The 26,118-nt window shown below is 18.8% G+C and carries 24 protein-coding genes; 15 read left to right on the top strand and 9 right to left on the bottom strand.

Annotated features, from left to right (window positions below; all coding sequences use genetic code 11):
- The first annotated feature begins 7 nt into the window (after positions 1-7).
- The 6 genes from thrS to pheT all read left to right on the top strand — a co-directional run bounded on the left by thrS (position 8) and on the right by pheT (position 6,524).
- On the top strand, positions 8-1,933 hold the full coding sequence (gene thrS / locus RJT27_RS00415) for a threonine--tRNA ligase (RefSeq protein ID WP_343189529.1): 1,926 nt from the start codon (positions 8-10) through the stop codon (positions 1,931-1,933).
- A gap of 3 nt (positions 1,934-1,936) precedes the next feature.
- Positions 1,937-2,476, top strand: a complete 540-nt coding sequence (gene infC, locus RJT27_RS00420) for a translation initiation factor IF-3 (RefSeq protein ID WP_343189627.1) — start codon at positions 1,937-1,939, stop codon at positions 2,474-2,476.
- A gap of 26 nt (positions 2,477-2,502) precedes the next feature.
- Positions 2,503-2,700: a 50S ribosomal protein L35 gene (gene rpmI / locus RJT27_RS00425; RefSeq protein ID WP_343189530.1), complete on the top strand. Its 198-nt coding sequence runs from the start codon at positions 2,503-2,505 to the stop codon at positions 2,698-2,700.
- Between the two features lie 31 nt (positions 2,701-2,731).
- Positions 2,732-3,085, top strand: coding sequence for a 50S ribosomal protein L20 (rplT, locus tag RJT27_RS00430; protein WP_343189531.1), 354 nt, complete (start codon positions 2,732-2,734; stop codon positions 3,083-3,085).
- 62 nt (positions 3,086-3,147) lie between these two features.
- Positions 3,148-4,131: a phenylalanine--tRNA ligase subunit alpha gene (gene pheS / locus RJT27_RS00435; protein WP_343189532.1), complete on the top strand. Its 984-nt coding sequence runs from the start codon at positions 3,148-3,150 to the stop codon at positions 4,129-4,131.
- A 14-nt stretch (positions 4,132-4,145) separates the two neighbouring features.
- Positions 4,146-6,524 carry a phenylalanine--tRNA ligase subunit beta gene (gene pheT / locus RJT27_RS00440; protein ID WP_343189533.1) on the top strand — a complete coding sequence of 793 codons (2,379 nt, stop codon included), beginning with the start codon at positions 4,146-4,148 and terminating at the stop codon, positions 6,522-6,524.
- Positions 6,525-6,542: 18 nt separating this feature from the next.
- On the opposite strand, the gene glyS is transcribed toward pheT, so the two are convergent.
- Together glyS and RJT27_RS00450 are read right to left on the bottom strand one after the other, a co-directional pair.
- Positions 6,543-8,609, bottom strand: a complete 2,067-nt coding sequence (glyS, locus tag RJT27_RS00445; protein ID WP_343189534.1) for a glycine--tRNA ligase subunit beta — start codon at positions 8,607-8,609, stop codon at positions 6,543-6,545.
- Positions 8,610-8,630: 21 nt separating this feature from the next.
- Positions 8,631-9,512, bottom strand: a complete 882-nt coding sequence (locus RJT27_RS00450; protein ID WP_343189535.1) for a glycine--tRNA ligase subunit alpha — start codon at positions 9,510-9,512, stop codon at positions 8,631-8,633.
- 144 nt (positions 9,513-9,656) lie between these two features.
- On the opposite strand from RJT27_RS00450, the gene rplY reads away from it, so the two are divergent.
- Positions 9,657-9,941 (top strand): 50S ribosomal protein L25, encoded by a 285-nt coding sequence (gene rplY / locus RJT27_RS00455; RefSeq protein WP_343189536.1) that lies wholly within the window; start codon positions 9,657-9,659, stop codon positions 9,939-9,941.
- A 49-nt stretch (positions 9,942-9,990) separates the two neighbouring features.
- Here the strand turns inward: rplY and RJT27_RS00460 are convergent, their stop codons facing one another.
- Positions 9,991-10,686: a DedA family protein gene (locus RJT27_RS00460; protein ID WP_343189537.1), complete on the bottom strand. Its 696-nt coding sequence runs from the start codon at positions 10,684-10,686 to the stop codon at positions 9,991-9,993.
- A gap of 136 nt (positions 10,687-10,822) precedes the next feature.
- Here RJT27_RS00460 and rsmA point away from each other — a divergent pair, with 136 nt between their 5' ends.
- Both rsmA and RJT27_RS00470 read left to right on the top strand, forming a co-directional pair.
- Positions 10,823-11,620, top strand: a complete 798-nt coding sequence (gene rsmA / locus RJT27_RS00465) for a 16S rRNA (adenine(1518)-N(6)/adenine(1519)-N(6))-dimethyltransferase RsmA (protein WP_343189538.1) — start codon at positions 10,823-10,825, stop codon at positions 11,618-11,620.
- Positions 11,621-11,647: 27 nt separating this feature from the next.
- Complete coding sequence (locus RJT27_RS00470; RefSeq protein WP_343189539.1) at positions 11,648-12,466, top strand: symmetrical bis(5'-nucleosyl)-tetraphosphatase; 819 nt, start codon at positions 11,648-11,650, stop codon at positions 12,464-12,466.
- 17 nt (positions 12,467-12,483) lie between these two features.
- Here RJT27_RS00470 and RJT27_RS00475 read toward each other — a convergent pair whose 3' ends face one another.
- The 4 genes from RJT27_RS00475 to ribF are packed head-to-tail and all read right to left on the bottom strand — an operon-like array spanning position 12,484 to position 17,583.
- Positions 12,484-12,948: a dihydrofolate reductase gene (locus RJT27_RS00475; protein WP_343189540.1), complete on the bottom strand. Its 465-nt coding sequence runs from the start codon at positions 12,946-12,948 to the stop codon at positions 12,484-12,486.
- Positions 12,945-13,775 (bottom strand): 4-hydroxy-tetrahydrodipicolinate reductase, encoded by an 831-nt coding sequence (gene dapB / locus RJT27_RS00480; protein ID WP_343189541.1) that lies wholly within the window; start codon positions 13,773-13,775, stop codon positions 12,945-12,947. The genes RJT27_RS00475 and dapB overlap by 4 nt, the downstream gene beginning before the upstream one ends.
- A gap of 42 nt (positions 13,776-13,817) precedes the next feature.
- The gene (ileS, locus tag RJT27_RS00485) at positions 13,818-16,622 is read right to left on the bottom strand and encodes an isoleucine--tRNA ligase (protein WP_343189542.1); all 2,805 of its coding nucleotides are present in this window, start codon (positions 16,620-16,622) and stop codon (positions 13,818-13,820) included.
- The gene (gene ribF, locus RJT27_RS00490) at positions 16,615-17,583 is read right to left on the bottom strand and encodes a bifunctional riboflavin kinase/FAD synthetase (RefSeq protein ID WP_343189543.1); all 969 of its coding nucleotides are present in this window, start codon (positions 17,581-17,583) and stop codon (positions 16,615-16,617) included. The genes ileS and ribF overlap by 8 nt, the downstream gene beginning before the upstream one ends.
- A 73-nt stretch (positions 17,584-17,656) precedes the next feature.
- Between ribF and rpsT the strand changes: the two genes are divergently transcribed.
- Positions 17,657-17,926, top strand: coding sequence for a 30S ribosomal protein S20 (gene rpsT / locus RJT27_RS00495; RefSeq protein ID WP_343189544.1), 270 nt, complete (start codon positions 17,657-17,659; stop codon positions 17,924-17,926).
- A gap of 60 nt (positions 17,927-17,986) precedes the next feature.
- Here the strand turns inward: rpsT and dnaJ are convergent, their stop codons facing one another.
- Positions 17,987-19,129, bottom strand: coding sequence for a molecular chaperone DnaJ (gene dnaJ / locus RJT27_RS00500; protein WP_343189545.1), 1,143 nt, complete (start codon positions 19,127-19,129; stop codon positions 17,987-17,989).
- Positions 19,130-19,234: 105 nt separating this feature from the next.
- The gene (gene dnaK / locus RJT27_RS00505) at positions 19,235-21,160 is read right to left on the bottom strand and encodes a molecular chaperone DnaK (RefSeq protein WP_343189546.1); all 1,926 of its coding nucleotides are present in this window, start codon (positions 21,158-21,160) and stop codon (positions 19,235-19,237) included.
- A gap of 238 nt (positions 21,161-21,398) precedes the next feature.
- Between dnaK and RJT27_RS00510 the strand changes: the two genes are divergently transcribed.
- From RJT27_RS00510 to nuoF, 5 genes are all read left to right on the top strand, one after another.
- Positions 21,399-21,770 (top strand): NADH-quinone oxidoreductase subunit A, encoded by a 372-nt coding sequence (locus RJT27_RS00510; RefSeq protein ID WP_343189547.1) that lies wholly within the window; start codon positions 21,399-21,401, stop codon positions 21,768-21,770.
- 43 nt (positions 21,771-21,813) lie between these two features.
- Positions 21,814-22,452, top strand: a complete 639-nt coding sequence (locus RJT27_RS00515) for an NADH-quinone oxidoreductase subunit B (protein ID WP_343189548.1) — start codon at positions 21,814-21,816, stop codon at positions 22,450-22,452.
- Positions 22,453-22,539: 87 nt separating this feature from the next.
- Positions 22,540-24,324, top strand: coding sequence for an NADH-quinone oxidoreductase subunit C/D (nuoC, locus tag RJT27_RS00520; RefSeq protein WP_343189549.1), 1,785 nt, complete (start codon positions 22,540-22,542; stop codon positions 24,322-24,324).
- Between the two features lies 1 nt (position 24,325).
- Positions 24,326-24,838 (top strand): NADH-quinone oxidoreductase subunit NuoE, encoded by a 513-nt coding sequence (gene nuoE / locus RJT27_RS00525; protein ID WP_428994230.1) that lies wholly within the window; start codon positions 24,326-24,328, stop codon positions 24,836-24,838.
- Positions 24,835-26,118 carry an NADH-quinone oxidoreductase subunit NuoF gene (nuoF, locus tag RJT27_RS00530; protein ID WP_343189550.1) on the top strand — a complete coding sequence of 428 codons (1,284 nt, stop codon included), beginning with the start codon at positions 24,835-24,837 and terminating at the stop codon, positions 26,116-26,118. The genes nuoE and nuoF overlap by 4 nt, the downstream gene beginning before the upstream one ends.

Consider the following 26,118-nt stretch of genomic DNA (forward strand, 5'->3'; position numbering starts at 1 on the left):
TTATATAATGTTTGTTATAACATTTATAAATGGTTTTAAAAAAATATATTATAATAAAGTTACTTTATTAAATATAGCTAAAGATATTAAATATAATTTTAAAAAAGATTGTATAGCTGGTTATGTAAATGGAATTCTTGTAGATATAAATACTATTATTAAAAATGATGCTTTTGTTTCTTTTATTAATAAAAATCATCCTGATTCTTTTAATATTATTCGTTCTTCTTTTATTCATGTTTTAGGATATTCTATAAAAAAATGTTTTCCAAAATCTAAATTAGTTAATAGTGGGTTTACAAAGGATGGTTTTTATTATGATGTTGATATAAAACATTCTTTTAAAAATAAAGATATTTTATTATTAGAAAAAAATATTAATTTTCTTATTAAAAAAAAATATAATATTTTACAAGTAAAAATATCTTTTTTAATTTTTATATATATTTTATTTTTTTCAAAAGATATTTATAAAATTTTTTTTATAAAAAATTATTATAATTTTAAAAAATATTTTTTATATTTTCATGAAGAACATTATGATATAAGTATTTTTCCTCAAGTTCCAAATATTAGTTTTTGTAAATATTATAAATTGCAAAAAATATCTGGGGTTTATTCTAAAATAAATAATATTAAAAAAGTTTTTCAAAGAATTTATGGAGTTTGTTTTATTTATAAAAAAGATTTAAAAAAATATTTAAATAATATTAATGAATTAAAAAAAAGAGATCATAGAAAAATAGGTAAAAAACTTAATTTATTTTATATTCAAGAAAAATCTCCAGGTATGATTTTTTGGAATACAGAAGGTTGGATAATTTTTAGGGAATTAGAGAATTTTATTAGAAATAAATTAAAAGAATATTTATATGAAGAAGTAAAAACTCCTACTCTTATGAATAGTTATTTATGGAAAAAAAGTGGTCATTGGAAAAATTATAAAGATTCTTTATTTTTAATAAATTTTGATAATAAAGATTATTGTATTAAACCTATGAATTGTCCTGGTCATATTGAATTATTTAAGATAGGTGTAAAATCTTATCGGGATTTACCATTGAGAATTGCTGAATTTGGAAATTGTCATCGAAATGAATCTTCTGGTTCATTACATGGTTTAATGAGAGTTCGTAGCTTTACTCAAGATGATGCTCATATTTTTTGTTCTAAAGATCAAATAAAAAAAGAAATTAATATTTGTATAAAAATGATTTTTGAAGTTTATAAAATTTTTAATTTTTTAAATATTATTATTAATTTTTCTACTAGACCTAAAAAACGTATTGGTGATAATGATATTTGGGATGTTGCTGAGAAATCTTTAGAGGAAGTATTAAAAGAAAGTAATTTAAATTTTAATTATAAAAAAGGTGAAGGTGCTTTTTACGGTCCTAAAATAGAATTTATTTTAAAAGATTCTTTAGGCAGAAAATGGCAATGTGGAACTATTCAGTTAGATTTTTATTTATCAAAACGTTTAAATGTATTTTATTTTAATAAAAATAATAAAAAAAAATCACCTATTATAATACATAGAGCTATATTAGGTTCAATGGAAAGATTTATTGGGATATTAATTGAAGAATATCTAGGTAATTTTCCAACATGGTTATCTCCTATACAAGTAGTTATTTTAAGTGTTAATTATAAACATAATAGTTATGTTAGAAAAATATTTAATAAATTTTATTTAGCAGGAATACGGGTAAAAATGAATTTAAAATATGAATCTATTAGTTATAAAATAAGAGAAAATATAATAAAAAAAGTTCCGTATATTATTATTTGTGGGGATGAGGAGATTAAAAATAATTCTATTAGTGTAAGAAATCGTTTAGGTAAAAAATTTAAATTATCAAATATTGATAATTTTATTTTTAGATTAATTAATTTAATTAAAATTTATAGTTTTGATTTATTGGAGGAGTAAAGTATTAAAGGTATAAAAAAAAATAAAATAATTAGGAAAAATCGTATTAATGATGAAATCCGTTCTTTAAAAGTACGTTTAATAGGAATTAAAGGCGAAAAAATAGGAATAGTTAGTTTAAAAGAAGCATTATTTCAATCTTTAAAATTTGGTTTGGATTTAGTAGAAATAAGTCCAAATGCTGAACCTCCAGTTTGTCAAATTATGAATTATGGAAAATTTTTATATAAAAAAAGTAAATTATTTAAAGAGCAAAAAAAAAAACAAAAAATAATTCAAATTAAAGAAGTAAAATTTAGACCTAATACAGATAAAGGTGATTATCAAGTAAAATTGAGAAATTTAATTAGGTTTTTAAATGATGGTAATAAAGTTAAAATTACTTTACGATTTAGAGGAAGAGAAATGTCTCATAAAGAAATTGGTCTTTTGGTTTTAAAAAAATTAAAAGAAGATTTGAAAAATATTTCTTTTGTTGAATTTTTTCCTTATAGAATAGAAGGTCGTCAAATGATTATGATTTTATCACCTAAAAAAAAATAATTTTTTANTTTTTTATGGAATTTATTATGTATAAAATTAAAACTTCTAAAAGTGCTTCTAAACGTTTTAAAAGGATATCTTCTGGTTCTTTTAAAAGAAAAAAATCTAATTTGCGTCATCTTTTAACTAAAAAAAAAACTTCTTATAAAAGAAATATACGTTCAAAAGTTATTATTTCTCATTCTAATTTAAAAAGTGTTCTTTTATTAATTCCGTATTCATAAAATATTATCTAAAATAAAATAGGGGAATATAATGGCTCGTGTTAAACGAGGTGTTGTTGCGCATGCAAGGCATAAGAAGATTTTAAAAAAAGCTAAAGGATATTATGGAGCAAGATCTAGAGTTTATAGATCAGCTTATCAAGCAGTTATAAGAGCTGGTCAGTATTCGTATCGTGATAGGCGTCAAAAAAAAAGAAAATTCCGTCAATTATGGATAATTAGAATTAATGCAGCTGTAAGAAAATATTGTTTATCTTATAGTAAATTTATTTATGGTTTAAAAAAATCTAAAATTAAAATAGATCGTAAAATTTTATCAGATATGGCTATTTTTGATAAATTTTCTTTTTTAAAATTAATTGATATATCAAAATCTTTTTTATAAAATATTTTTGATAGTGGGAGTAACCAATCTCCCCTAAATTATATTAATTTAAAGAGATGATAATGTTAAATTTTTTAAAATTAGTTAATATTATAAAAGTATGTATAAATAATACTTTTAATATAAAATCTTTAGAAAAAATTAGAATTAAATATATTAGTAAAAATGGTATTTTATCTAAAAAAATAAATAATATTTTATATAATAATATTTATTTTAAAAAAAAATATGGTTTTTTTTTAAGAATTTGTAAATTAAATATTGAAAATAAAATTTTTTTTAAAAAAAAAATTATAAATAAATTTTTATTTCAAAAAAAAATTATTAATGAAAAAATTGATTGTACATTACCAGGAAGATTTATTTCTTCTGGATCTTTTCATCCTATTACGAAAGCAATTAATAAAATAGAAAATTTTTTTAAAAAATTAGGTTTTAATTTTTTTTATGGTCCAGAGATTGAAAATGTTTATTATAATTTTGAATCTTTAAATATTTATAAAAATCATCCAGCAATGGATATGCATGATACTTTTTGGTTAAATAAAAATAAATTATTACGTACTCAAACTTCTAGTATGCAAGTAAGAATTATGGAAAAATTTAATCCTCCTATTAAAGCTTTATTTCCTGGAAAAGTTTTTAGAAATGATTATGATTCAACTCATACTCCTATGTTTCATCAAATTGAAGGATTGATTATAGATAAAAATATTAATTTTTCTAATTTAAAATGGATTTTAAAAAAATTTTTATATTTTTTTTTTGAAAAAAATATTAATATAAGATTTAGATCATCATATTTTCCTTTTACAGTTCCTTCAGCTGAAGTAGATATTATGAAAAAAAATGGAAAATGGTTAGAAATTTTAGGTTGTGGAATGGTTCATCCAAAAGTATTAAATAATATGAATATAAATAATAATTTATTTTTAGGTTGTGCTTTTGGAATAGGTATTGAAAGAATTATATCATTAAAATATAATATATCAGATATCCGTATTTTTTTTGAAAATGATTTACGTTTTTTAAGTTATTTTAAATAATTTAAGGTGAAATAATGAAATTTAATGAATTATGGATTCGAAAATTCATAAATTTTAATTTAACAATAAATACAATTTGTAAACAATTAACAAAAATAGGATTGGAATCTGAATTTTTTTTAAATGTTGATACTAAAAAAATTATTATTGGAAAAATTGTTTATTGTTTTTTTAATAAAAAAAAATTTTTATATATAAATATTGTTGATATAGGACTAAATAAATATTTAAAAATTTTTTCTAAATTTAATAATTGTAGAAAAGGAATAAAAGTATTAATACATAAATTACCTATAAATATTGATAGTTTTTTATGTAAAGGAAAATATTTTTTATTTGGTGAATTTTGTTCTTTTTTAGATTTTGGATTATCTAATGATTTTGAAAATATTATTGAATTACCTAAAATTTTTAAAATAGGTAAAAATATAAATAAAATTTTATGGTTTTTAGATAGAATAGTTCAAGTTAATATTCCTCAAAATAGATTTAATAGCATAGGAATTTTAGGAATTGTTAAAGAAATATATGCTTTTCATAATATTAATTATATTCCTTGTTTAAAAATAAAAAAATATTCTTCTTTATGTGAAGATAAAATAAAAATATTGATAAATTCTTCTAATAAAAGTTTTAAATATTATGGGAAAATTATTAAAAATATTAATTTAAATGTTAAAACTCCATTATGGATTAAAAAAAAATTATTTTTTTGTAATATTAAATCGTATAATATTATAGATGATATAATAAATTATATTTTTTTGGAATATGGTCAGGTATTTCATGTTTTTAATTTAGATAATATTTTTGAATATATATCTTTAAGATTATCTAAAAAAAAAGAAAAATTTATTTTTGAAAATAATAAAATATTTAATTTTAAAAAGTCTTATTGGGTTATTGCAGATAAATATAATATATTATCTTTAGGTTCTAATGTTATTTCAAAATTTGTTAAAATTAACAATCATACTAGATCTATTTTTGTTGGTTCTGTAAATATAAAAACTGTAATGAATTATAAAGAAAGTTTTTTTTTAAATTTTTTTAATAAAAAAAGAATATATTTAGAGAATACTGTTGATGATAATTTACAAAAATATATTGTAAATTATGCAGTATATATTATTTTAAATATATGTGGAGGTTATTCTTCTAATTTAATAAAAAATATAAATAGTAATATTATTAAATATAAAAAAAAAATAAAAGTTTATATTAAAAATATATATAGAATTATTGGTTTTGTAATAAATATAAAAAAAATATATAATATTTTATATAATTTAGGATATAATATTTATTTAGAAGAATTTTTTTTAGTTGTTTTTCCTCCAAATTTTAGGTTAGATGTGAATATAGAACAAGATGTTATTAATGATATTCTTAGAATGTATGGAATTAATAATACTCCTTGTTGTAATTTTTTTAGTAAATATAAAATTTTTAATGAAAATAAAATTTATAATTTTTTATTTAAAATAAAATCTTTATTAGTTTTTAAAGGTTATTATGAAGTTATTAATTATTCTTTTGTTGAACCAAATTTTCAAAATATTATTCATCCAGATATAAAACCTTTATATTTAAAAAATCCTATTTCAAATGATTTTTCTGTTCTTCGTGTTTCTTTATTAAGTGGATTAATAAAATCAATATTATATAATAAAAATCGTCAGCAAGATAATATTAAATTATTTGAGAGTGGTTTGTGTTTTATTTTAGATAAAAAAAATAATAAAATTAAACAAAAATTTGTTATATCTGGTATAGTTTATGGAAATATTAATCAAAGGCATTGGGGTATAGAAAATAAAAAAATTGATTTTTATGATTTAAAAGGTGATTTAGAATTTTTATTTGAAATTTTTAAAAAATATTTTTCTTTAAATTTTTCTTTTTTTAAAAAGAATTTATTTTTTTTACATCCTAAAAAATGTTTAAAAATAACACGTGATGGTGATTATTGTGGTTATTTTGGAACGCTTCATCCATTACTTCAAAAAAAATTGGATTTAAATGATACAGTAAATGTATTTGAATTTTCTTTAGATTATAATTTTAAAAAAAAAAAAAAATATTTTTATATACCAAAAATTTCATTATTTCCAATTAGTAAAAGAGATATTGTTATTTTGGTTCCAGAACAAGTTTTTTCTAAAGATATTATTAAAACTTGTTTAGAAATTTCTAAAGAAAATATTACAAATGTAAGTATATTTGATGTTTATCAAGGTTCTTTTATTAGTTATGGAAAAAAAAGTTTAGCTATTAATTTTGTTTTTCAAAGAAAAAATAATACATTAAAAGAATGTGATATTGTTTTTTATATTGAAAAATGTTTATTTGTATTAAAAAAAAAGTTTAATGCTGTATTAAGAAATAAATAAAATTTTTATTTATTTATTTTATATTAAATAATTAAAATTAATTATTTTTAAAAAAATTTTTTTAATATTTTTTAATATTAATAATCTATTATTTTTTTTAAAAATATTTTTTTTGTTTATTTTTATTATTTTAAAAAAAATATTAATAGGTTTAATAAAATTTAATAATTTTAATATTCCATTTTTATATTTTTTTTTTTTTATTAGATTTTTAATTTTTTTTTTAATTTTAAAAGTTATGTAAATAATTTTTTTTTCTTCTTTTTTTTTAATAAATAATAAATTTATTTTTTTGTTTATTAGTTTATTTTTTTTTAAAATATTTTTGATTCTTTTGTAAGTTTTTATTAATAATAAATATTTTTTAGATTTTTTTATTTTATTCATTATTAATATTAATTTATTTTTTTCTAATATATTTTTTTTTTTTAAATATAATATTGATTTAATTATTTTAATGTTATAATTTAAATTTTTATAATGTTCTAGTAATTTATTTTTTATAAATATTTTTATTTTTTTTATTATTTTTTTTTGATTGATATAAAAATAATTTTTATAATTTTTTATACAGTATTTTATAATTTTATTTAAATTTATTTTTATTTTTTTATTAATAATTATTTTTATTAATCCTAATACTGTTCTTCTTAAGAAGAATGGATCGTTTTTATTTTTTTTTTTTTTTTGATTTATTATAAAAACACCTGTTAAATTATCAATTCTATCTGCAATTGATAACGCGCATGAAAGTTTATTTGATGGTAATTTGTCTTTTGAAAAACGTGGATAATATTGTTCTTTTATTGCTTTGCATATTTTTTTAGGTTCTTTGTTTTTATTTGCGTAATGCATACCTATTATTCCTTGTGTTTCTGGAAACTCATTTACTAAATTACTTGCTAAATCGCATTTTGAAAGATATGCTGCTCTTATTGCTTTTTTAAAATTAATATTATTTTTTTTTGATATAATTATTATTAACGATTGTATTCTTTTAGTTTTTTCTAATATATTTCCTAAATTTTTATAGAAAATAATTTTTTTTAATTTAAAATAATTTTTTTCTAATTTTAATTTTATATCTTTTTTATAAAAAAATATTGCGTCATTTAAACGTGCATTGATTACTTTTTCGTTTCCTAATATTATTTTTTTCATTTTTTTAGGATTTATATTACTTATAAATATAAATTTTGACATTATTTTTTTAAATTTATTATATATTGGTAAACATTTTTGATATTTTTCAATTGTGTAGATTATTATTTTTTTAGGAAGGCATAAAAATTTTTTTTTAAATTTTGCTATACATACTTTTGGCCATTCTGTTAAAGATGTTATTTCTTCTAATAGTTTTTTTTTAATTTTTATAAATCCATTTTTTTTTTTAGATAAGTATATCGCGTCATTTTTTATTTTGTTTTTTCTATTTTTAAAATTATTTATTACTTTTCCTATTTTAAATAATTTTTCTGAATATTGTGAAGGATGTTTTATTTTTATTTTATGTTTTGTTATATAAGGATTTCCATATGTTATATTATTTGATTTTATTGAATAAATTTTTTTTTTTATTTTTTTTTCGTTTAATAAAATAATTATATTATTTACTGGTCTTATAAAACTATTTTTACATGTTCCCCATTTCATTATTTTAATAATTTTTAATTGTAATAATGTTTTTTTTATAATATATTTTATTATTTTTTTTATTTTTATTTTTTTTTTTTTATATAATAACCATTTTCCTTTTTTATTTTGGATATATTTTATTTTTTTTTTATCTATATTATATTTTTTTATCCATAGATTTGTTATTAAAGTAAAATTTCCATTTTTATCTATTGCATTTATTATTGAAGGACCTTTAATATATTTATTTTTTTTATTAAATATTTGATATAGTTCAGTTAATATTAATCCTATTCTTCTTGGTGTTAAAAAAAATAATTTTTTTTTATATATAAGATTATTTTTTTTAAATTCTGATAATAATTTATTTATAAAAATTTTTGTTAAAATTTTTATATTTTTTGAAGGTAATTCTTCTGTTCCAATTTCTAATAAAAAATTATATTTCATATAATTTTATTTTCCTATTTTTTATATAAATTTTTTTTTAGATAAATATTTTTTTGCTATTAAATTAGTTATTTTTCTTATTTTTAAAATGTAACGTTTTCTTTCATTTTTAGAAATTATTTTTTTTGAGTCTAATATATTAAATTGATGTATTGCTTGTAATGCTTGTTCGTAAGCAGGAAAAATAAGATTTTTTTTATTTTTTATTAATCTTTTTGATTCTTGTAAAAAATTTTTAAAACAATTAAATAAAAAATTTTTATTTGAATATAAAAAATTATATTTTGATTGTTGTATTTCGTTTTCTAAAAATATTTTTTTATAAGTAATTTTATTATTTTTATTTATATGCCAAATAATATCATATACAGAATTTACATTTTGAATTATCATTGCTATTCTTTCTAATCCATAGGTTATTTCTACTGTTATTGGGTTACATTTTATACCTCCTATTTTTTGAAAATATGTAAATTGTGTAATTTCCATTCCGTTTAACCAAACTTCCCATCCAACTCCGCAAGCTCCTAAAGTAGGATTTTCCCAGTTATCTTCTATAAATCTTATATCATTTTTTTTTAAGTTTATTCCTATTTTTTTTAATGATTTTATGTATTTTTTTTGTATGTTTTTTGGTGAAGGTTTTATTATTACTTGAAATTGATAATAATGTTGTAATCTATTTGTATTTTTACCAAATCTTCCATCACAAGGTCTTCTTGATCCTTGTATATATGCTAAAGCGGTTGGTTTTGGTCCAATTGCGTTAAAAAATGTTTGATGATGAAAAGTTCCCGCTCCTACTGGTAAATCTAATGGTTGAAAAATAGTACAATTATTTTTTAACCAATATTTTTTTAATATATTAATTATATTATAAAAAGTTTTATTTTTTTTTTTCAAATTTTTTCCTATTATAATTGATTTATTTTTTTATATAAATTATTTTTTAAAAAAATATTAATTATATTTTATTTATTATTTTATAATAAATCTATTTTTAAAATAAAATATTATTTTATTTATTTTTTTTATTTGAGATAATTTATGTTAATAATTAAAGCATTAAATAGAATTAAAAAAGGTACTAGATCTAGTAGACGTTTAAGAAAATTTAATAAATTACCTGCAATTTTATATGGTAAAAATTTTGATTCTTTATCTATTGAATTAGATTATAATGATTTATTAAATATTTATAATAAAATAGATATTTTTAAAAATAAAATTAAAATTTTTTTAGATGATAAATTTTTTTTGGTTAAAGTAAAAAATATACAATATCATTCTTTTAAAAAAAAAATATTACATATAGATTTTTTTTTATTATAAATATATTTTATATTATATTTTATTTTTTTTTATATAATATTTATAATATTTAATTATATTTTTTTATATATAAAATTATTTTGAAGAATTTAAATATTAAAAAAAATAAAATAATTAAGTATGTTATTTTAATTATTTTATTTTTAAATTGATTTAAATTTTTAATTTTCAAAAATATATATGATAAAAATAATATTAAAAGAAATAATATTATTAAATTCATATAATATTTATAATTATAAATTATTTTTTTATTTAATATTTTACCTATTAATATTCCAGGTAAAAAATAAATTGGAGGTAAAATTATACAGCTTATAATATTAGGAATATAAAATTTTTTAAAAGGTATTTTTAAAATTCCAGATATTATTGGAATAAAATTTCTTGTTATTCCAATGATATTTCCAAATAAAATAATTATAAAATTAAAATTTATTATTTTATTTTTTAAAAAATTTTTATATTTTTTAAAAAAATAGTTTTTTTTTATATATTTTCTTATTTTTATACCAATATAATATGAAATTGTTTTTCCTATAAAAAGTCCTAATGTGGAAGATAAACAAGAAAGAAACAATGATAATTCTTCACTTCCTATTAGTACTCCTAATGTTTTTATTAAGAATATTCCTGGGAATAATAATCTGATAATTATCAATGATTCAAATAATGATAATATAAAAATTATTATCAAGAAATGATTTAATGATTTTGTCATTAAATATATTAATAAAGGGTTCATATAAATTCCAAAAATTTATTTTTTTTTAAAAAAAAATAAATTTTTTTACTAATTTTATGATATTTTACTTTTAAAATAAATATGATGCAATATTTTTAAAAATTTATTTTATTTTTTTTAATTGGTAAGAATAAATATGAAATATTTAAATAAATATAAAGGGATTATTATAAAAAAAAAATTTGGTCAACATTTTATTGATAATTATTTAATTAGAAAAAAGATTGTGTATTTAGTTAAACCTAAATATAAAGATATTTTAATAGAAATAGGTCCTGGTTTAGCTTCTTTAACTTGTCTTTTTGTTAAATTAGTAAAAAAATTATTTATAATTGAGTTAGATGAACAGTTATCTGAAAAATTATGTAATTTATATTTTTCTAAAAAATTAATTATTTTTCAAAAAAATGTTTTAGATATAAATTTTAATATTTTTTTTAATAATAATGTTTTAATTAGAATTTTTGGAAATATTCCTTATAATATTTCTACTAAATTATTTATGTATTTATTTACATTTTCAAATATTATTTTTGATATGAATTTTATGGTACAAAAAGAAGTAGCTTATCGTTTATTAGCTTCTCCAGGAAGTAAGTTATATGGAAGATTGAGTATTATATCACAATATTATTTTAAAATATCTAAATTATTTTTTTTACCATCTATTTATTTTTATCCTAAACCAAAGGTAGATTCTATTTTTTTAAATTTTACTCCTTATAAAAAAAAAAAATATTATTTAAAGAATAGTATAAATGTTTTGAGTTATATAACTTTTCTTGCTTTTTGTAAAAGAAGAAAAATTTTAAAAAATTCTTTATCTAGTGTTATTACTGAAAAACAATTAATACAATTAAATATTAATCCTTTTTTAAGAGCTGAAAATGTAACAATACAACAATATTGTAATATAGCAAATTATTTATTATAATTATTATTATTTTACAAGGGATTAATTATGAGTACTTATATTATTGGTGATATTCATGGTTGTTTTTATCAAATGAAATATTTAATTAATAATATTAATTTTAATTCTTCAAAAGATACTTTGTTAATTACTGGAGATTTAGTTTCTAAAGGTCCTTATTCTTTACTTGTGTTGCGTTATTTAATTTCTTTAGGGAATAAAGTAAAAATTGTTTTAGGAAATCATGATTTGCATTTTTTATCAGTTTTTTATAAAATAAAAAAAAATAATTTTAGAAATAATTTTTCAGATATTTTAAATGCTCCAGATTTAGAAATAATAGTGAATTGGATTCGAACTAGAAATATAATGTATATTGATCAAAAAAAAAAAATTATTATGACTCATGCTGGTATTTTTCCATATTGGGATTTAACATCTGCTTTTTTATATGCTAAAGAAGTAGAAAATTTATTATCAGGTTTAAATTGTGCTTATTTTTTAAAATTGATACAGGGAAATTATCCTTGTTGTTATGAAAAATGTTTAACTAAATCTGATTTATATAGATTTATAGTTAATGTTTTTACACGTATGAGATATATAAATCTTAATAAAAAATTAAGTTTTCAATATTCAAATTCTTCTAATTTTTTTATTGATTATAAATTAAAACCATGGTTTAAATTAAATAATATGCGTTATTTAAATAATTATTCTCTTTTTTTTGGTCATTGGTCTGCTTTATGTGGAAAAGGAACACCAGATAAAATTTATGCTATGGATACAGGTTGTTGTTGGGGAAATTATTTAAGTATGATGAGATTTGAAGATAATATTTATTTTTCAAAAAAATGTGTTTTTTAAATTATTTGATAAATAATTTACATTGTATATATATTAAAAGAATAACTATAAAAATTTATTTTACATGGTTTATAATATTTTGAATAAACTAATTTCCAATTTTTTAAGTTTATATTAGGGAAAAAAATATCTCCTGGTAAATTTATATTAATTTTTGTTAAATATAGGATTTTTATATATTTAAAAGTTTTTTTATATATTTTTCTTCCTCCAATAATGATTATTTTTTTTTTTTTTTTTTTTAAATTATTAAAAAGTTTCTTAAATTTTATTTTTTTTTTTTTTTTTTTACTTATTATTATTTTTTTTCTTTTTTTTAATTTTTTTTTAATTGATTCTGATGTTTTTCTTCCAATAATTATATATTTGTTTATTGTTTTTTTTTTAAACCAAATCATATCTTTTTTTAATTTCCATGGAATATTGTTTTTTATTCCTATTACTTTATTATTTGTTATTGCTGCTATCATACTTATTTTCATTTATTAAATTTTATATTTTTTAAAACATCTTTCATATTATATATTCCTGGTTTTTTATTATATAACCATTTTGCTCCTAATATTGCTCCTGAAGAAAATATTTTTCTATTAATTGCTTTATGTGTTAGTTCTATTATTTCTCCTTTAATAGCAAATATTATTTTATGTTCTCCAATTATATTTCCAGCTCGAATTGCAGAAAAACCTATTGTATTTTTTTTTCTTTTTTTTATATATCCATATCTTGTGTATACAGCGTTGTTTTTTAATTTTATATTCATTGTTTTTGTTATTGTTTTTCCTATTTCAATAGAGGTTCCTGAAGGGGAATCTTTTTTTTTATTATGATGTTTTTCTATTATTTCAATATCAGATATTTTTCCTATTTTTTTAGTTATTTTTTTTAATGTATTTAATAATAAATTTATTCCAATGCTAAAATTTGAAGATTTTAAAATACTTATTTTTTTTTTTGCTTCATAAATTTTTTTTTTTTCTTTTTTATTAAATCCTGTTGTTCCTATTACGATTTTTTTTTTATTTAAAATACAATTTTCTATATTTTTAATTGTATTTTTAGGTGTACTGAAATCTATTAATATATTAAAATATTGATTAACTTTATTAATTGAGTCACTAAATATTATTTTTTTAAATTTTTTTTTTCCTATAAGATTTATTATTTTTTTTTTTGTTTTTTTGTTTTTTTTTTTAGTTAATAATACTGATAAATATTTTTTTTTTTTTTTAATTAAATTTTTAATTATCATTTTTCCCATTCTTCCAATTGCTCCTGATATTGCTATTTTTATTTTTTTTTTATTCATTTTTTTCTCTTTAAAAGTATTATGTTATTAATATTAAATATTTTATAAAAATTTTCTTTTTTCTCCTAAACCAAATAAATTTAAAATACATCTTTTGCATATTTTGTTTTTATTTTTAAAAATTATTATTTTTTTTACATAATTCCAACATCTTTGACATTTTTTTCCGTTGTTTTTTTTAATAATAATTTTTAATTTTTTTATATTTTTAGAATGAATTGCATTTTTTGGAGCTTGTTCAAATTTTTTAATTTTAACATTGGATACAATAAATAAAAATTTTTTTTCTTTTTTGAATTTTTGTATTTTTTTTTTAATATTTTTATTTGTATATAATATTATTGAAGCTTCTAGAGAACTTTTTATTTTTTTTTTGTTTCTATAAATTTCTATTATTTTATTTATTTCATTTTTAATTAATATAATTTTTTTCCAAAATTTATTATTATTTTTTTTTTTTTTAATGAAATTTTTTAAAAACCATTTTTCTGTAAATATATTTTTTTTATTTTTTTTTTTTTGTAAATATTTCCAAATTTCTTCTGATGTAAAAGATAAAATAGGTGATATTAATCTTACTATAACATTTAATATATAAAATATAGCTTTTTGACAACTATATCTAGAATTATTTTTTATATTTAATGTATATTGTCTATCTTTTATAATATCTAAATAAAATGAACTTAATTTTATTGAAATAAAATTCATTAAATGTTTAATAATTTTATGAAATTGATATTTATTATATAATAATATTATTTTTTTTTGTAATTTTTTAGTTTCTAAAATAATCCATTTGTCTATTTTTACCATTTTGTTTTCATTAATAGAATTTTTTTTATTGTTAAAATATTTTAAGTTTGCTATTAAAAATCTTATTGTGTTTCTTATTTTTTTGTAATTTGTAATAGATTGTTTTATTATTTTTTTAGATATTGTTATATCATTACAGTAATTAGTGGATGCTATTAATAAACGTAATACATCTGCTCCATAATTTTCAATAATAAAATTTGGACTTATTGCATTGTTAGATGATTTGGACATTTTATATCCTTTTTCATCTATAGTAAATCCATGAGTTAAAACTTTTTTATAAGGAGCTTTATTATTTACTATAGTTGATATTATTAAAGAAGACATAAACCAACCTCTATATTGATCTGATCCTTCTAAATATATATCTCCTATATTTTTATTTTTTTTTGATTTTAGATTATATATATATAACGATCCAGATTCAAACCATACATCTAATACATCTTTTATTTTTTTATATTTTTTTTTATTTATTTTAATGATATTTTTACTCCACCATTTTTCTGTTCCTTTTTTTTTTACATATTTTGCTATTTTTTTTGTTAATTTTTCAGTTTTTGGGTGTATTTTTCCTGTTTTTTTATTTATAAAAATTGTTAATGGTATTCCCCATTTTCTTTGTCTTGAAATACACCAATCTGGTCTATTTTCAAGCATTTTTTTCATTTTTTCATATCCCCAATGAGGGATCCAGGTAATATTTTTAATCAATTTTAAACATTTTTTTCTAAGTTTATTTTTATTCATGTTGATAAACCATTGTATTGTTGCTCGGAATATAATAGGAAATTTATGTCTCCAACAGTGTGGGTAATTATGTTTAATATAATGTAAATTTATTATTTTTTTATTTTTTATTAAAATATCTATTATTATTTTATTTATTTTAAGTATATTTTTTTTATTAATTAAAGGGTGAATATTTTTATTTATTTTTCCACAATTTTTTATTAAATTTTTTGTATTTATTTTATATTTTTTACATATTATAAAATCTTCTTGACCGTGATCTGGTGAAGTATGAACTGCTCCAGTACCTATTTTTTCAGTTACATATTTAGATAGAATTATTGGTATATAATTTTTTAAAAATGGGTGTATGAATTTTATAAATTCTAATTTTTTTCCTATGATAGTAGATAAAATAGTCCATTTTTTAATTCTTAATTTCTTCATTGTTTTTTTAAGAACTTTTTTTGCTAAAATTATTGTATATAATTTTGTTTTTATTAATTGATATTTAATATTTGGATTAATTGCAATTCCAACGTTAGAAGGTAAAGTCCAAGGTGTTGTTGTCCATATAATAATATTAATAATATTTATTTTTTTATTTTTTATTTTAAATATTTTTTTTATTTTTTCTTTATTTTTTGCTTGAAATAAAACTATGATTCCAGGAGAGTATTTGTTAAAATATTCTATTTCTGCTTCTGCTAATGACGATTTACATTTTATACACCAATATACTGGTTTATAATCTTTGTATAAATATCCTTTTTTTATTATTTTTGATAAAGTTAAAATTATATTCGATTGATTATTAAAACTCATTGTTAAATTTGGTTTATGCCATTTTCCTATTATTCCTAATTTAATAAAATCTTCTTTTTGTTTTTTTATATTTTTTTTTGCGTATTTTTTGCAATATTTTCTAAATTTTTTATCAGATATTTTTTTTTTTTTATTTTTATTTAAATAAAGTTCTATTTTATGTTCAATAGGTAAACCGTGACAATCCCATGATGGTTTATATAATGAATTAAAACCTGAAAGATTTTTAGATTTTATTATAATATCTTTTAATATTTTATTTAAAGCATGACCAATGTGTATGTTTCCATTTGCGTATGGTGGACCATCATATAAAATAAAAGATTTTTTTTTTTTGTTTTTTTTTTTTATTTTTTGGTAAATTTTTTCTTTTAACCATTTTTTTATTATTTTTGGTTCTTTTTTAATTAAGTTTCCTTTCATAGAAAATTTTGTTTTTGGTAAATTTAAGGTTTTTTTAATGTTATTCATATTTTTCTCTTTTAATATTATTTTTATTTAAATGGTTAATTTTAAAGTATGAACAAGCAATCATAATATCTTTTTTAATTTGTTTTTTTAATTTTTTTTTTGAATTAAATTTTATTTCATTTCTTATTTTTTTTAATATTATTATTTCTATTTTTTTTTTATATGTTTTAATGTTTATGTTTAATATATGTGCTTTAATATGTTTTATATTTCCTTTAAAAGTAGATTTTTTTTCGATATTTATAATTGAAAAAATATTTTTTTTTTTTATTCCTTTTATTTTTGTTATATAAACTCCATTTAATAATGATTTATTTTTATATAATAAGATATTAGCTTTTGGAAATCTTGTTTTTTTTACAATATTTAATTCATGAATTATGTTTCTATGAATACTATAATTTCTTCCAAGCATTGATTTTACTAATTTAAATTTATTTTTTTTAATATTTTTTCTTATTAAAGTACTACTTATTCTTTTATTATTTTTTTTAAATGGTTTATTTATATAAAGATTAAATAATTTTTTTTTATTTGCTTTTTTAAGATGTTTAATATTTCCTTTTTTTTTATAACCAAATTTAAAATCATTTCCTACAAATAAAAAATTTATTTTTAATTTTTTAACTAATATTTTTTTTATAAATTTTTTTGGTTTTATAGTAGAAAATTTTTTGTTAAATTTTATACATAAAATAGCATCTATTTTAAATTTTGATAAATATTTTATTTTTTCACAAAATTTATTTATACGTATTGGAGCAATATTTGGAGATAAAAATTCTAATGGTTGTGGTTCAAATAACATAATTATAATAGGTTTTTTTTTTTTTTTTTTTTTTTTTATAATTTTATTTATTAAATTTTTATGACCTAAATGAACGCCATCAAAATTACCAATAGTTAAAAAAGAACCAAAATGTTTTTTTTTTATATTATGTAAACCACGTATTATTTGCATAATATTCTCAATATGATATTATATTTTATTTATTATTATTTTATTTTTATTTTATTTTTAAAAGGGGTTTAAATTGGCTAATATAAAGTCATCTATTAAAGATTCAAAAAATTCAAAAAAACGTAGATTTTTTAATGCAAGTAATCGTTCTATGATACGTACTTATATTAAAAAAGTAAATAAAGCAATTAATTTAAAAAATAAATCTCTTGCACAATGTGAATATAAAAAAATGCAAATAATTTTGGATAAATTTTCTAATAAAGGTTTAATACATAAAAATAAAGCTGCTAGACATAAATCAATTATGTTTAAAAAAATTAACAAAATAAATATAATATAATATTTATTTTTATTAAACATTGCTTCCTTTTTTTTTGGAAGCAATATTTAATTTTTTTTTTTATTTTTTTAATTTATTAAAAAATTTTTTTACTCCATTTAAAAAATTTTTAGAAATAGGATTATTATAACCTTTAGATTTTTTTAAACTTTTTTCTAATTTTAATAATATTTTTTTTTGTTTTTTATTTAAATTAATTGGAGTTTCTATAATAATTTTACATATTAAATCTCCTTTATTATTATTTTGTATAGATCTTATTCCTTTTCCTCTTATTCTTAATAATTTTCCAGATTGTGTTTCAGAAGGTATTTTTATATTAATATATCCTTCTAATGTTGGAACTTGAATATTTCCTCCCAAAGAGGCTATAGTAAAATTGATAGGTATTTTACAATATAAGTTATTTGATTTTCTTGTAAAAATATCATGTTTTTTAATTTTTATTTGTACATATAAATCACCTGGTTGACCGTTGTTTTTTCCTATTTCTCCTTCATTGTTTAATCTTATTTTATCTCCAGTATCTATTCCTGAAGGTATTTTTATAGATAATGTTTTTGTTTTTCTTATTTTTCCTTTTCCGTTACAGGAATAACATGGATTATTTATTTTTGCTCCTTGTCCTTTGCAGATATTACAAGTTTGTTGAATTGTAAAAAAACCTTTTCTTAAATTTATTTTTCCACTTCCGTTACATGTTAAACATTTTTTTAATTTGCTTCCTTTATTTTCTCCACTACCATAACATATATTACATTTTTCTAGTTTAGGTATTTTTATTTTTTTTGTTATTCCTTTTATTGCTTCTTCTAAAGTTAATTGCATTTTGTAACATAGATCTGCTCCTCTAGTTTTTTGATTTTTTTTGTTATTTCCGAAAACATCTCCAAATATATCTCCAAATATATCACCAAAATCTGTTGTATTAGAAAATGTACTGTGAAAACCATATTCTTCATTTCCATTATACCCTTGTTCAAAAGCTTCATGCCCATATTGATCGTAAGCAGATCTTTTTTTTTTATCGGATAATATTTCATAAGCTTTTTTAACTTCTTTAAATTTATTTTCAGATTCTTTGTTTCCTTGATTTCTGTCAGGGTGAAATTTTATCGCTAATCTTTTATAAGCTTTTTTAATTTCTAGGTCATTTGCATTTTTATTTAGACCTAAAATTTGGTAATAATCTCTTTGATTCATATTATTTTCCTTAATGTAATATTAAATACGAGCGTATTTTTTTTTTTTACGCTCGTAAATTTTTTATAATGAAAGAATATTTTTTTTATTTTCATTTTTAAATTTTTACTTTTTAGAATTATTTTTATTGTTATTTTTTACTTCTTCGAATTCTGCATCAACTACATTTTTATCTTTTTTATTGGATGGTTCTGAATTATTATTTTCTGTTGTTTTTTCTTTTGTTTGTATTTCAGTTAATTTAGAAGCTTCTTTTAAAAGATTTTGTATGTTTTTTTCAATTAATTCTTTATCTTCTCCTTTAATAGATTGATCTAATTCATTAATTGCATTTTGTATTGTTGTAATTTCTTTTTTATTTATTTTATCTTTATTTTCTTCGAGTTGTTTTTTTGTATTATGTGATATTTGATCTCCTTGATTTCGAATCATAATTAATTCTTCAAATTTTAAATCAGATTCTGAATTTTCTTCTGCGTCAGATACCATTTTTTTAATTTCTTCTTCATTTAATCCTGAAGATGATTTTATAGTTATTTTTTGTTCTTTTCCTGTATTTTTATCTTTTGCTGAAACATGTAATATTCCATTTGCATCTATATCAAAGGTTACTTCAATTTGAGGTATTCCTCTTGATGCTGGTTGTATTCCATCTAAGTTAAATTGTCCTAAAGATTTATTTGCTATTGCTTTTTTTCTTTCTCCTTGTAAAACATGTATTGTTACTGCTGATTGATTATCTTCAGCTGTTGAAAATACTTGGCTGTGTTTAGTAGGTATAGTTGTGTTTTTATTTATTAATGATGTCATAATACCTCCCATTGTTTCTATACCTAAAGATAATGGGGTAACATCTAATAATAATACGTCTTTTACATCTCCAGATAAAACTCCTCCTTGTACTGCTGCTCCTACAGCTACTGCTTCATCTGGATTTACATCTTTTCTTGGATCTTTTCCAAAAAATTCTGCTACTTTTTTTTGTACCATAGGCATTCTAGTTTGCCCACCTACTAATATTACATCATGAATATTAGATATTGATAATTTAGCATCTTTTAAAGCTGTTTTTAATGGCTCAATAGATTTTATAATTAAATCTTCTACTAAAGATTCTAATTTTGATCTCGTTAATTTTATATTAAAATGTTTTGGTCCTATTGAATCTGCGGTTATGTAAGGTAAGTTAATATCTGTTTGTTTTGTTGAGGAAAGTTCTATTTTTGCTTTTTCTGAAGCTTCTTTTAAACGTTGCATTGCTAATGCATCATTTCTTAAATCTATTCCTTGTTCTTTTTTAAATTCATTAATTAAATAATTTATAATTCTATTATCAAAATCTTCTCCACCTAAATGTGTATCACCATTAGTTGATAATACTTCAAATGTTTTTTCTTTATCTACTTCATCAATTTCAATAATAGATATATCAAATGTACCACCTCCTAAATCATATACTGCGATAGTTTTATTACCTTTTCCTTTATCTAAACCATATGCTAATGCTGCTGCTGTCGGTTCATTTATAATTCTTTTTACTTTTAATCCTGCTATTTTACCAGCGTCTTTTGTTGCTTGTCTTTGAGTATCATTAAAATAAGCTGGAACAGTAATTACTGCTTGTGTAACTTTTTCTCCTAAAAATTCTTCTGCTGTTTTTTTCATTTTTTTTAATACTTCTGCAGAAATTTGAGGAGGAGCTATTTTTTTTCTTTTAATATCTAACCAAGCATCTCCATTTTTAGAAGATACAATTTTATATGGCATTATTTTAATATCTCTTTGTACTTCTTGATCTTTAAATTTTCTTCCTATTAATCGTTTTATTGCAAAAAGAGTATTTTGTGGGTTGGTTATAGCTTGTCTTTTTGCTGGTTGTCCTACAAGAATATTTCCTTCTTGGGTATATGCTATTACTGAAGGAGTTGTTCTTTCTCCTTCTGCATTTTCTAATACTTTTGGTTGATTTCCATCCATTATTGCAACACATGAATTGGTTGTACCTAAATCAATTCCAATAATTTTGCTCATTTTTATTCCTTTTATAATATTAATTTATTATAAATTATAATTTATATAATAAAAATTTTATATTGTAATTTTATTTTACTAATATTATTAGTAGATATAAATAAAATGGGGGCTTTTTATAAGTCATCAAGGGTTAAAAAAAAAATATTTTTAATATATTTTATTAATTTAATATTATTATAATTATAATTATCATTATAATTATAAATAATATATTTTTTTTAAAATAAATATAATTATGTTAAAAAATATTAATGAAATAAATGAATTTTTTGGATTGTTTGGTTGTTTTATATCTTTTTTTTTTATTTGTTTTTTTATGTTGTTTTTTGGTTTTTTTTTAGGTGAAAAATCAAATTATAAAAATAAAAATATTCCTTTTGAATCTGGTGTTGTTTCTGTAGGAAATAGTAATTTAAGATTATCAATTAAATTTTATTTACTTGCTGTTTTTTTTGTTATTTTTGATTCTGAAACTCCTTATTTGTATTCTTGGGTATTAAATATATGTTCTAATGGTATTTTCGGTTTTTTAACTTTTTTTTGGTTTATTTTATTTATTTTATTAAGTTTATTTTATTTAATACGTATGAATATGTTGAATTTTTAATTTTTTTTTTTATTTTGTTTTTTTTTAAAAAAAGAGATTTATTATGGATTATTCTTTAATTAATGTTAATAATGTTAAAAATACTATTAATAATAAAGATAGTATAATAAATAAAAGTAAAAATATTTTTTTAGGAAAATTAAGTGTAATATTAAATAATTTAGTAAATTGGGGAAGGAAAAATTCTATTTGGCCGTATAATTTTGGTTTGTCTTGTTGTTATGTTGAAATGGTTACTTCTTTTACTTCAGTTCATGATATATCTAGGTTTGGTTCAGAGGTTTTAAGAGCTTCTCCTAGACAGGCTGATTTAATGGTAATAGCTGGAACTCCATTTATTAAAATGGCTCCTATTATAAAACAATTATATGATCAAATATTAGAACCAAAGTGGGTTATTTCTATGGGATCTTGTGCTAATTCTGGTGGGATGTATGATATTTATTCAGTTGTTCAAGGAGTTGATAAGTTTATTCCTGTGGATGTTTATATACCTGGATGTCCTCCTAGACCAGAATCTTATATTGAAGGTTTAATGTTGTTGCAAAAAAGTATTCAAAAAGAAAGACGTTCTTTATCTTGGTATTTTGGTGAAAAGAAAATTTATAAAAAAAAAATTATTTCTCAAAAATTTATTAAAAGAAATAAAAGAATATCTATTACTAATTTACCTATATTATAAAAATTTTATTAAAATATGTATTTAATTAATTATATTTTTAATTAATATTAAATATTATTTTTTAAAAAATAATTTAAAGATTTAATTATGTTTAATAATAAATTTAAAAAAAATCATTCTATTAATTCTATTAATATTATTATAATTAATTTGATTTTAAAAAAATTTTCAAAAAAAAATTTTTTTTTTCAAAAAACTATTATGGATTTTCCTGTAATTTGGGTAGATAAAAAAATAATATTTAAAGTGATTAAATTTATTTTTGATTTACCTGATAATTTTTTTATGTTATTTGATTTACATGGTGTTGATGAAAGATTACGTTTATACCGAAATACAATTCCTTTGGGTGATTTTTCTGTTTTTTATCATTTTATTTCTTTTGAAAAAAATTTTGATATTGTTTTTAAAGTAATGTTATTTAAAAAAAAATTATTTTTACCAAGTATTTCTTCTATATATTCTAACGCAAATTGGTATGAACGTGAAGTTTGGGAAATGTTTGGTATTAATTTTATTAATCATCCTAATTTAACAAATATTATTATGCCAAGAAATTGGAAAGGTTATCCTTTAAGAAAAGATTATCCAGCTAGAGCAACGGAATTTTCTCCTTTTTTTTTAAATAAACAAAAAAAAGAATTAGAAATGGATTGTTTAAAATTTCAACCTAAAAAATGGGGAATGAAAAAAAAATCAAAAAATTCTGATTTTATGTTTTTAAATTTAGGTCCTAATCATCCTTCTTCTCATGGTGTTTTTCGTATTGTATTACAATTAAATGGTGAAAAAATTGTTGATTGCGTTCCAGATATTGGTTATCATCATCGAGGAGCTGAAAAAATGGCAGAGAGGCAATCTTGGCACAGTTATATTCCATATACAGATCGTATTGAATATTTAGGAGGTTGTGTTAATGAAATGCCTTATATTCTTGCTTTAGAAAAATTAGCTGGAATTATTGTTTCAGATAGGGTTAAATGTATTCGTGTTATGTTATCAGAATTATTTAGAATTAATAGTCATTTATTATATATTTCTACTTTTATTCAAGATGTTGGATCTATGTCTACTGTTTTTTATGCTTTTACTGATAGACAAAAAATTTATGATTTAATTGAATTTATTACTGGTTTTAGAATGCATCCTGCTTGGTTTAGAATTGGAGGATTAGCAAATGATTTACCGATGGGTTGGGATAAATTGTTAAAAATTTTTTTATTGTGGATGCCTAAGAGATTAAATTTTTATAAAAATTTAGCTTTAAAAAATAGTATATTAATTTCTCGATCAAAAGGGATTGCATCTTATAATAAATTAGAAGCTTTATCTTGGGGTGTTACAGGAGCTGGATTGAGAGCAACAGGAGTAGATTTTGATGTAAGAAAAAAAAGACCTTATTCTGGTTATGAAAATTTTGATTTTGAAATTCCTTTAGGAAATGGTATTAGTGATTGTTATTCAAGAGTAATGTTAAAATTTGAAGAAATATGGCAAAGTTTATTTATTTTAAAGCAATGTTTAAAAAATATGCCTGAAGGTTCATATAAATCTAATCATATATTAACCACTCCTCCGATAAAAGATAAAACTTTATTAAACATTGAAACTATGATAAGTCATTTTTTACATGTATCTTGGGGACCGGTAATGCCTGTTAATGAGACTTTTCAAATGATTGAAGCTACAAAAGGAATTAATAGTTATTATTTAATTAGTGATGGGAATACTGTTAGTTATAGAACACGTATTAGAACACCTAGTTTTCCTCATTTACAACAAATTCCTTCAGTTATAAAAGGAAGTACAATTTCTGATTTAATTGTTTATTTAGGAAGTATTGATTTTGTTATGTCTGATGTGGATAGATAATATGAATATTAAATTTAAAAAATATAGTAAATTTATTTTTATTAATTTTAAATTAACTAAATATGAGTTTATGAATATATTAAAATTAAAAGAATTATATAAAGATTCTAGAGCTGCTTCTATTGAAGCGTTAAAGATAGTTCAAAAAAAAAGAAGATGGATATCTGAACAAGCTATAATTGCTATATCAAAATTATTAGGAGTTTCAATTGTTGATTTAGAAGGAGTTGCTACTTTTTATAATCGTATTTTTAGAAAACCAGTAGGTAAAAATATAATTAATTATTGTAATAGTGTGGTATGTTTTATTACTGGATATAAAAATATTAAAAATTTTATAGAAAAATATTTAAATATTAAATCAGGTCAAACTAGTTCGGATAATAATTTTACTTTATTACCTTGTTGTTGTATAGGATATTGTGATAAAAGTCCTGTTATTATGATTAATAAAAATATATATAAAAATGTTAATTGTAAAATGATACCTAATATATTAGAGTTATATAAATGAGAGAAATAAAATTAAATGAGGAAACACATCCTTTAACATGGAGGTTAGGAAAAAGATATAAAAAAAAAACTATTTTTTTAAAAGAATATCAAAAAAAAAATGGATATTTAGCTTTTAAAAATACTTTAAAAAATTTATTACCAGAAAATGTTATTTCTTTAATTATTGATTCAGGTTTAAAAGGTAGAGGAGGTGCTGGTTTTTTAACAGGTTTAAAATGGAATTTAGTTTCTAAAGATTTAACTATAAAAAAAAAATATATTATTTGTAATGCAGATGAAATGGAACCTGGTACTTTTAAAGATCGTTTTTTAATGGAAACATTTCCTCATCAATTAATTGAAGGAATATTATTGGCTGGTTATGCTATTAGAGCTTGTTGTGCATATATATTTTTACGTGGTGAATATTATAAATCAGAAAAAATATTAAAAAAATCTATTCAAGAAATTATTTCTTTAGGTTATTTAGGAAAAAATATTTTAGGAAGTGGTTTTCATTTTGAAATATTTATACATACTGGAGCCGGTCGTTATATTTGTGGGGAAGAAACAGCTTTAATTAATTCCTTAGAAGGAAAAAGAGCGAATCCTAGAAATAAACCTCCTTTTCCAGGTTTAGTTGGTTTATGGGGAAAACCTACTTGTGTAAATAATGTAGAAACTTTATCTAATGTTCCTTCAATAATATTAAATGGAGTAAATTGGTATAAAAGTATATCTAATAATGTTGATGCAGGTACAAAAATTATGGGTTTTTCTGGTAGAGTAAAAAAACCAGGTTTGTGGGAATTGCCTTTTGGAATATCAGCAAGAGAAATTTTAGAAAAATATGCTGGAGGAATGCAAGATGGTTTTAAATTAAAATCTTGGCAACCAGGAGGTGCTGGTACAGATTTTTTAAGTGAAAAAGATTTAGATGTATCTATGGATTTTAATAGTATAAAAAATTCTGGTAGTAGATTAGGTACAGCAATAGCTATGGCGGTTGATGATACTATTAATATGGTTCATTTAGTATATAATTTAGAAAAATTTTTTTTTAAAGAATCTTGTGGTTGGTGTACTCCTTGTAGAGATGGATTACCTTGGATTGTAAAGATATTAAAATCTTTAAAAAATAAAAAAGGTTTTCCAGGAGATATAAAAATTTTAGAAGATTTATGTTTTGATTTAAATTTTGGAAAAACTTTTTGTTCTTTAGCTCCTGGTGCAATTGAGCCACTTCAAAGTGCTATTAAATTATATCGTTCAGAATTTGAATGTTGTATTAATTATTAA

This window comes from Buchnera aphidicola (Greenidea ficicola), assembly GCF_039386055.1.
Taxonomy (GTDB): Bacteria; Pseudomonadota; Gammaproteobacteria; order Enterobacterales; family Enterobacteriaceae; genus Buchnera_K; species Buchnera_K aphidicola_A.

Excerpts from the sequence above, each read along its gene's own strand:
- thrS (WP_343189529.1), top strand. The coding sequence starts at position 8 with ATGTTTGTTATAACATTTATAAATGGTTTTAAAAAAATATATTATAAT.
- rpmI (WP_343189530.1), top strand. The coding sequence starts at position 2,503 with ATGTATAAAATTAAAACTTCTAAAAGTGCTTCTAAACGTTTTAAAAGG.
- rplT (WP_343189531.1), top strand. The coding sequence starts at position 2,732 with ATGGCTCGTGTTAAACGAGGTGTTGTTGCGCATGCAAGGCATAAGAAG.
- pheS (WP_343189532.1), top strand. The coding sequence starts at position 3,148 with ATGTTAAATTTTTTAAAATTAGTTAATATTATAAAAGTATGTATAAAT.
- pheT (WP_343189533.1), top strand. The coding sequence starts at position 4,146 with ATGAAATTTAATGAATTATGGATTCGAAAATTCATAAATTTTAATTTA.
- glyS (WP_343189534.1), bottom strand. The coding sequence starts at position 8,609 with ATGAAATATAATTTTTTATTAGAAATTGGAACAGAAGAATTACCTTCA.
- rplY (WP_343189536.1), top strand. The coding sequence starts at position 9,657 with ATGTTAATAATTAAAGCATTAAATAGAATTAAAAAAGGTACTAGATCT.
- RJT27_RS00460 (WP_343189537.1), bottom strand. The coding sequence starts at position 10,686 with ATGAACCCTTTATTAATATATTTAATGACAAAATCATTAAATCATTTC.
- rsmA (WP_343189538.1), top strand. The coding sequence starts at position 10,823 with ATGAAATATTTAAATAAATATAAAGGGATTATTATAAAAAAAAAATTT.
- RJT27_RS00470 (WP_343189539.1), top strand. The coding sequence starts at position 11,648 with ATGAGTACTTATATTATTGGTGATATTCATGGTTGTTTTTATCAAATG.
- RJT27_RS00475 (WP_343189540.1), bottom strand. The coding sequence starts at position 12,948 with ATGAAAATAAGTATGATAGCAGCAATAACAAATAATAAAGTAATAGGA.
- dapB (WP_343189541.1), bottom strand. The coding sequence starts at position 13,775 with ATGAATAAAAAAAAAATAAAAATAGCAATATCAGGAGCAATTGGAAGA.
- ileS (WP_343189542.1), bottom strand. The coding sequence starts at position 16,622 with ATGAATAACATTAAAAAAACCTTAAATTTACCAAAAACAAAATTTTCT.
- ribF (WP_343189543.1), bottom strand. The coding sequence starts at position 17,583 with ATGCAAATAATACGTGGTTTACATAATATAAAAAAAAAACATTTTGGT.
- dnaJ (WP_343189545.1), bottom strand. The coding sequence starts at position 19,129 with ATGAATCAAAGAGATTATTACCAAATTTTAGGTCTAAATAAAAATGCA.
- dnaK (WP_343189546.1), bottom strand. The coding sequence starts at position 21,160 with ATGAGCAAAATTATTGGAATTGATTTAGGTACAACCAATTCATGTGTT.
- RJT27_RS00510 (WP_343189547.1), top strand. The coding sequence starts at position 21,399 with ATGTTAAAAAATATTAATGAAATAAATGAATTTTTTGGATTGTTTGGT.
- RJT27_RS00515 (WP_343189548.1), top strand. The coding sequence starts at position 21,814 with ATGGATTATTCTTTAATTAATGTTAATAATGTTAAAAATACTATTAAT.
- nuoC (WP_343189549.1), top strand. The coding sequence starts at position 22,540 with ATGTTTAATAATAAATTTAAAAAAAATCATTCTATTAATTCTATTAAT.
- nuoE (WP_428994230.1), top strand. The coding sequence starts at position 24,326 with ATGAATATTAAATTTAAAAAATATAGTAAATTTATTTTTATTAATTTT.
- nuoF (WP_343189550.1), top strand. The coding sequence starts at position 24,835 with ATGAGAGAAATAAAATTAAATGAGGAAACACATCCTTTAACATGGAGG.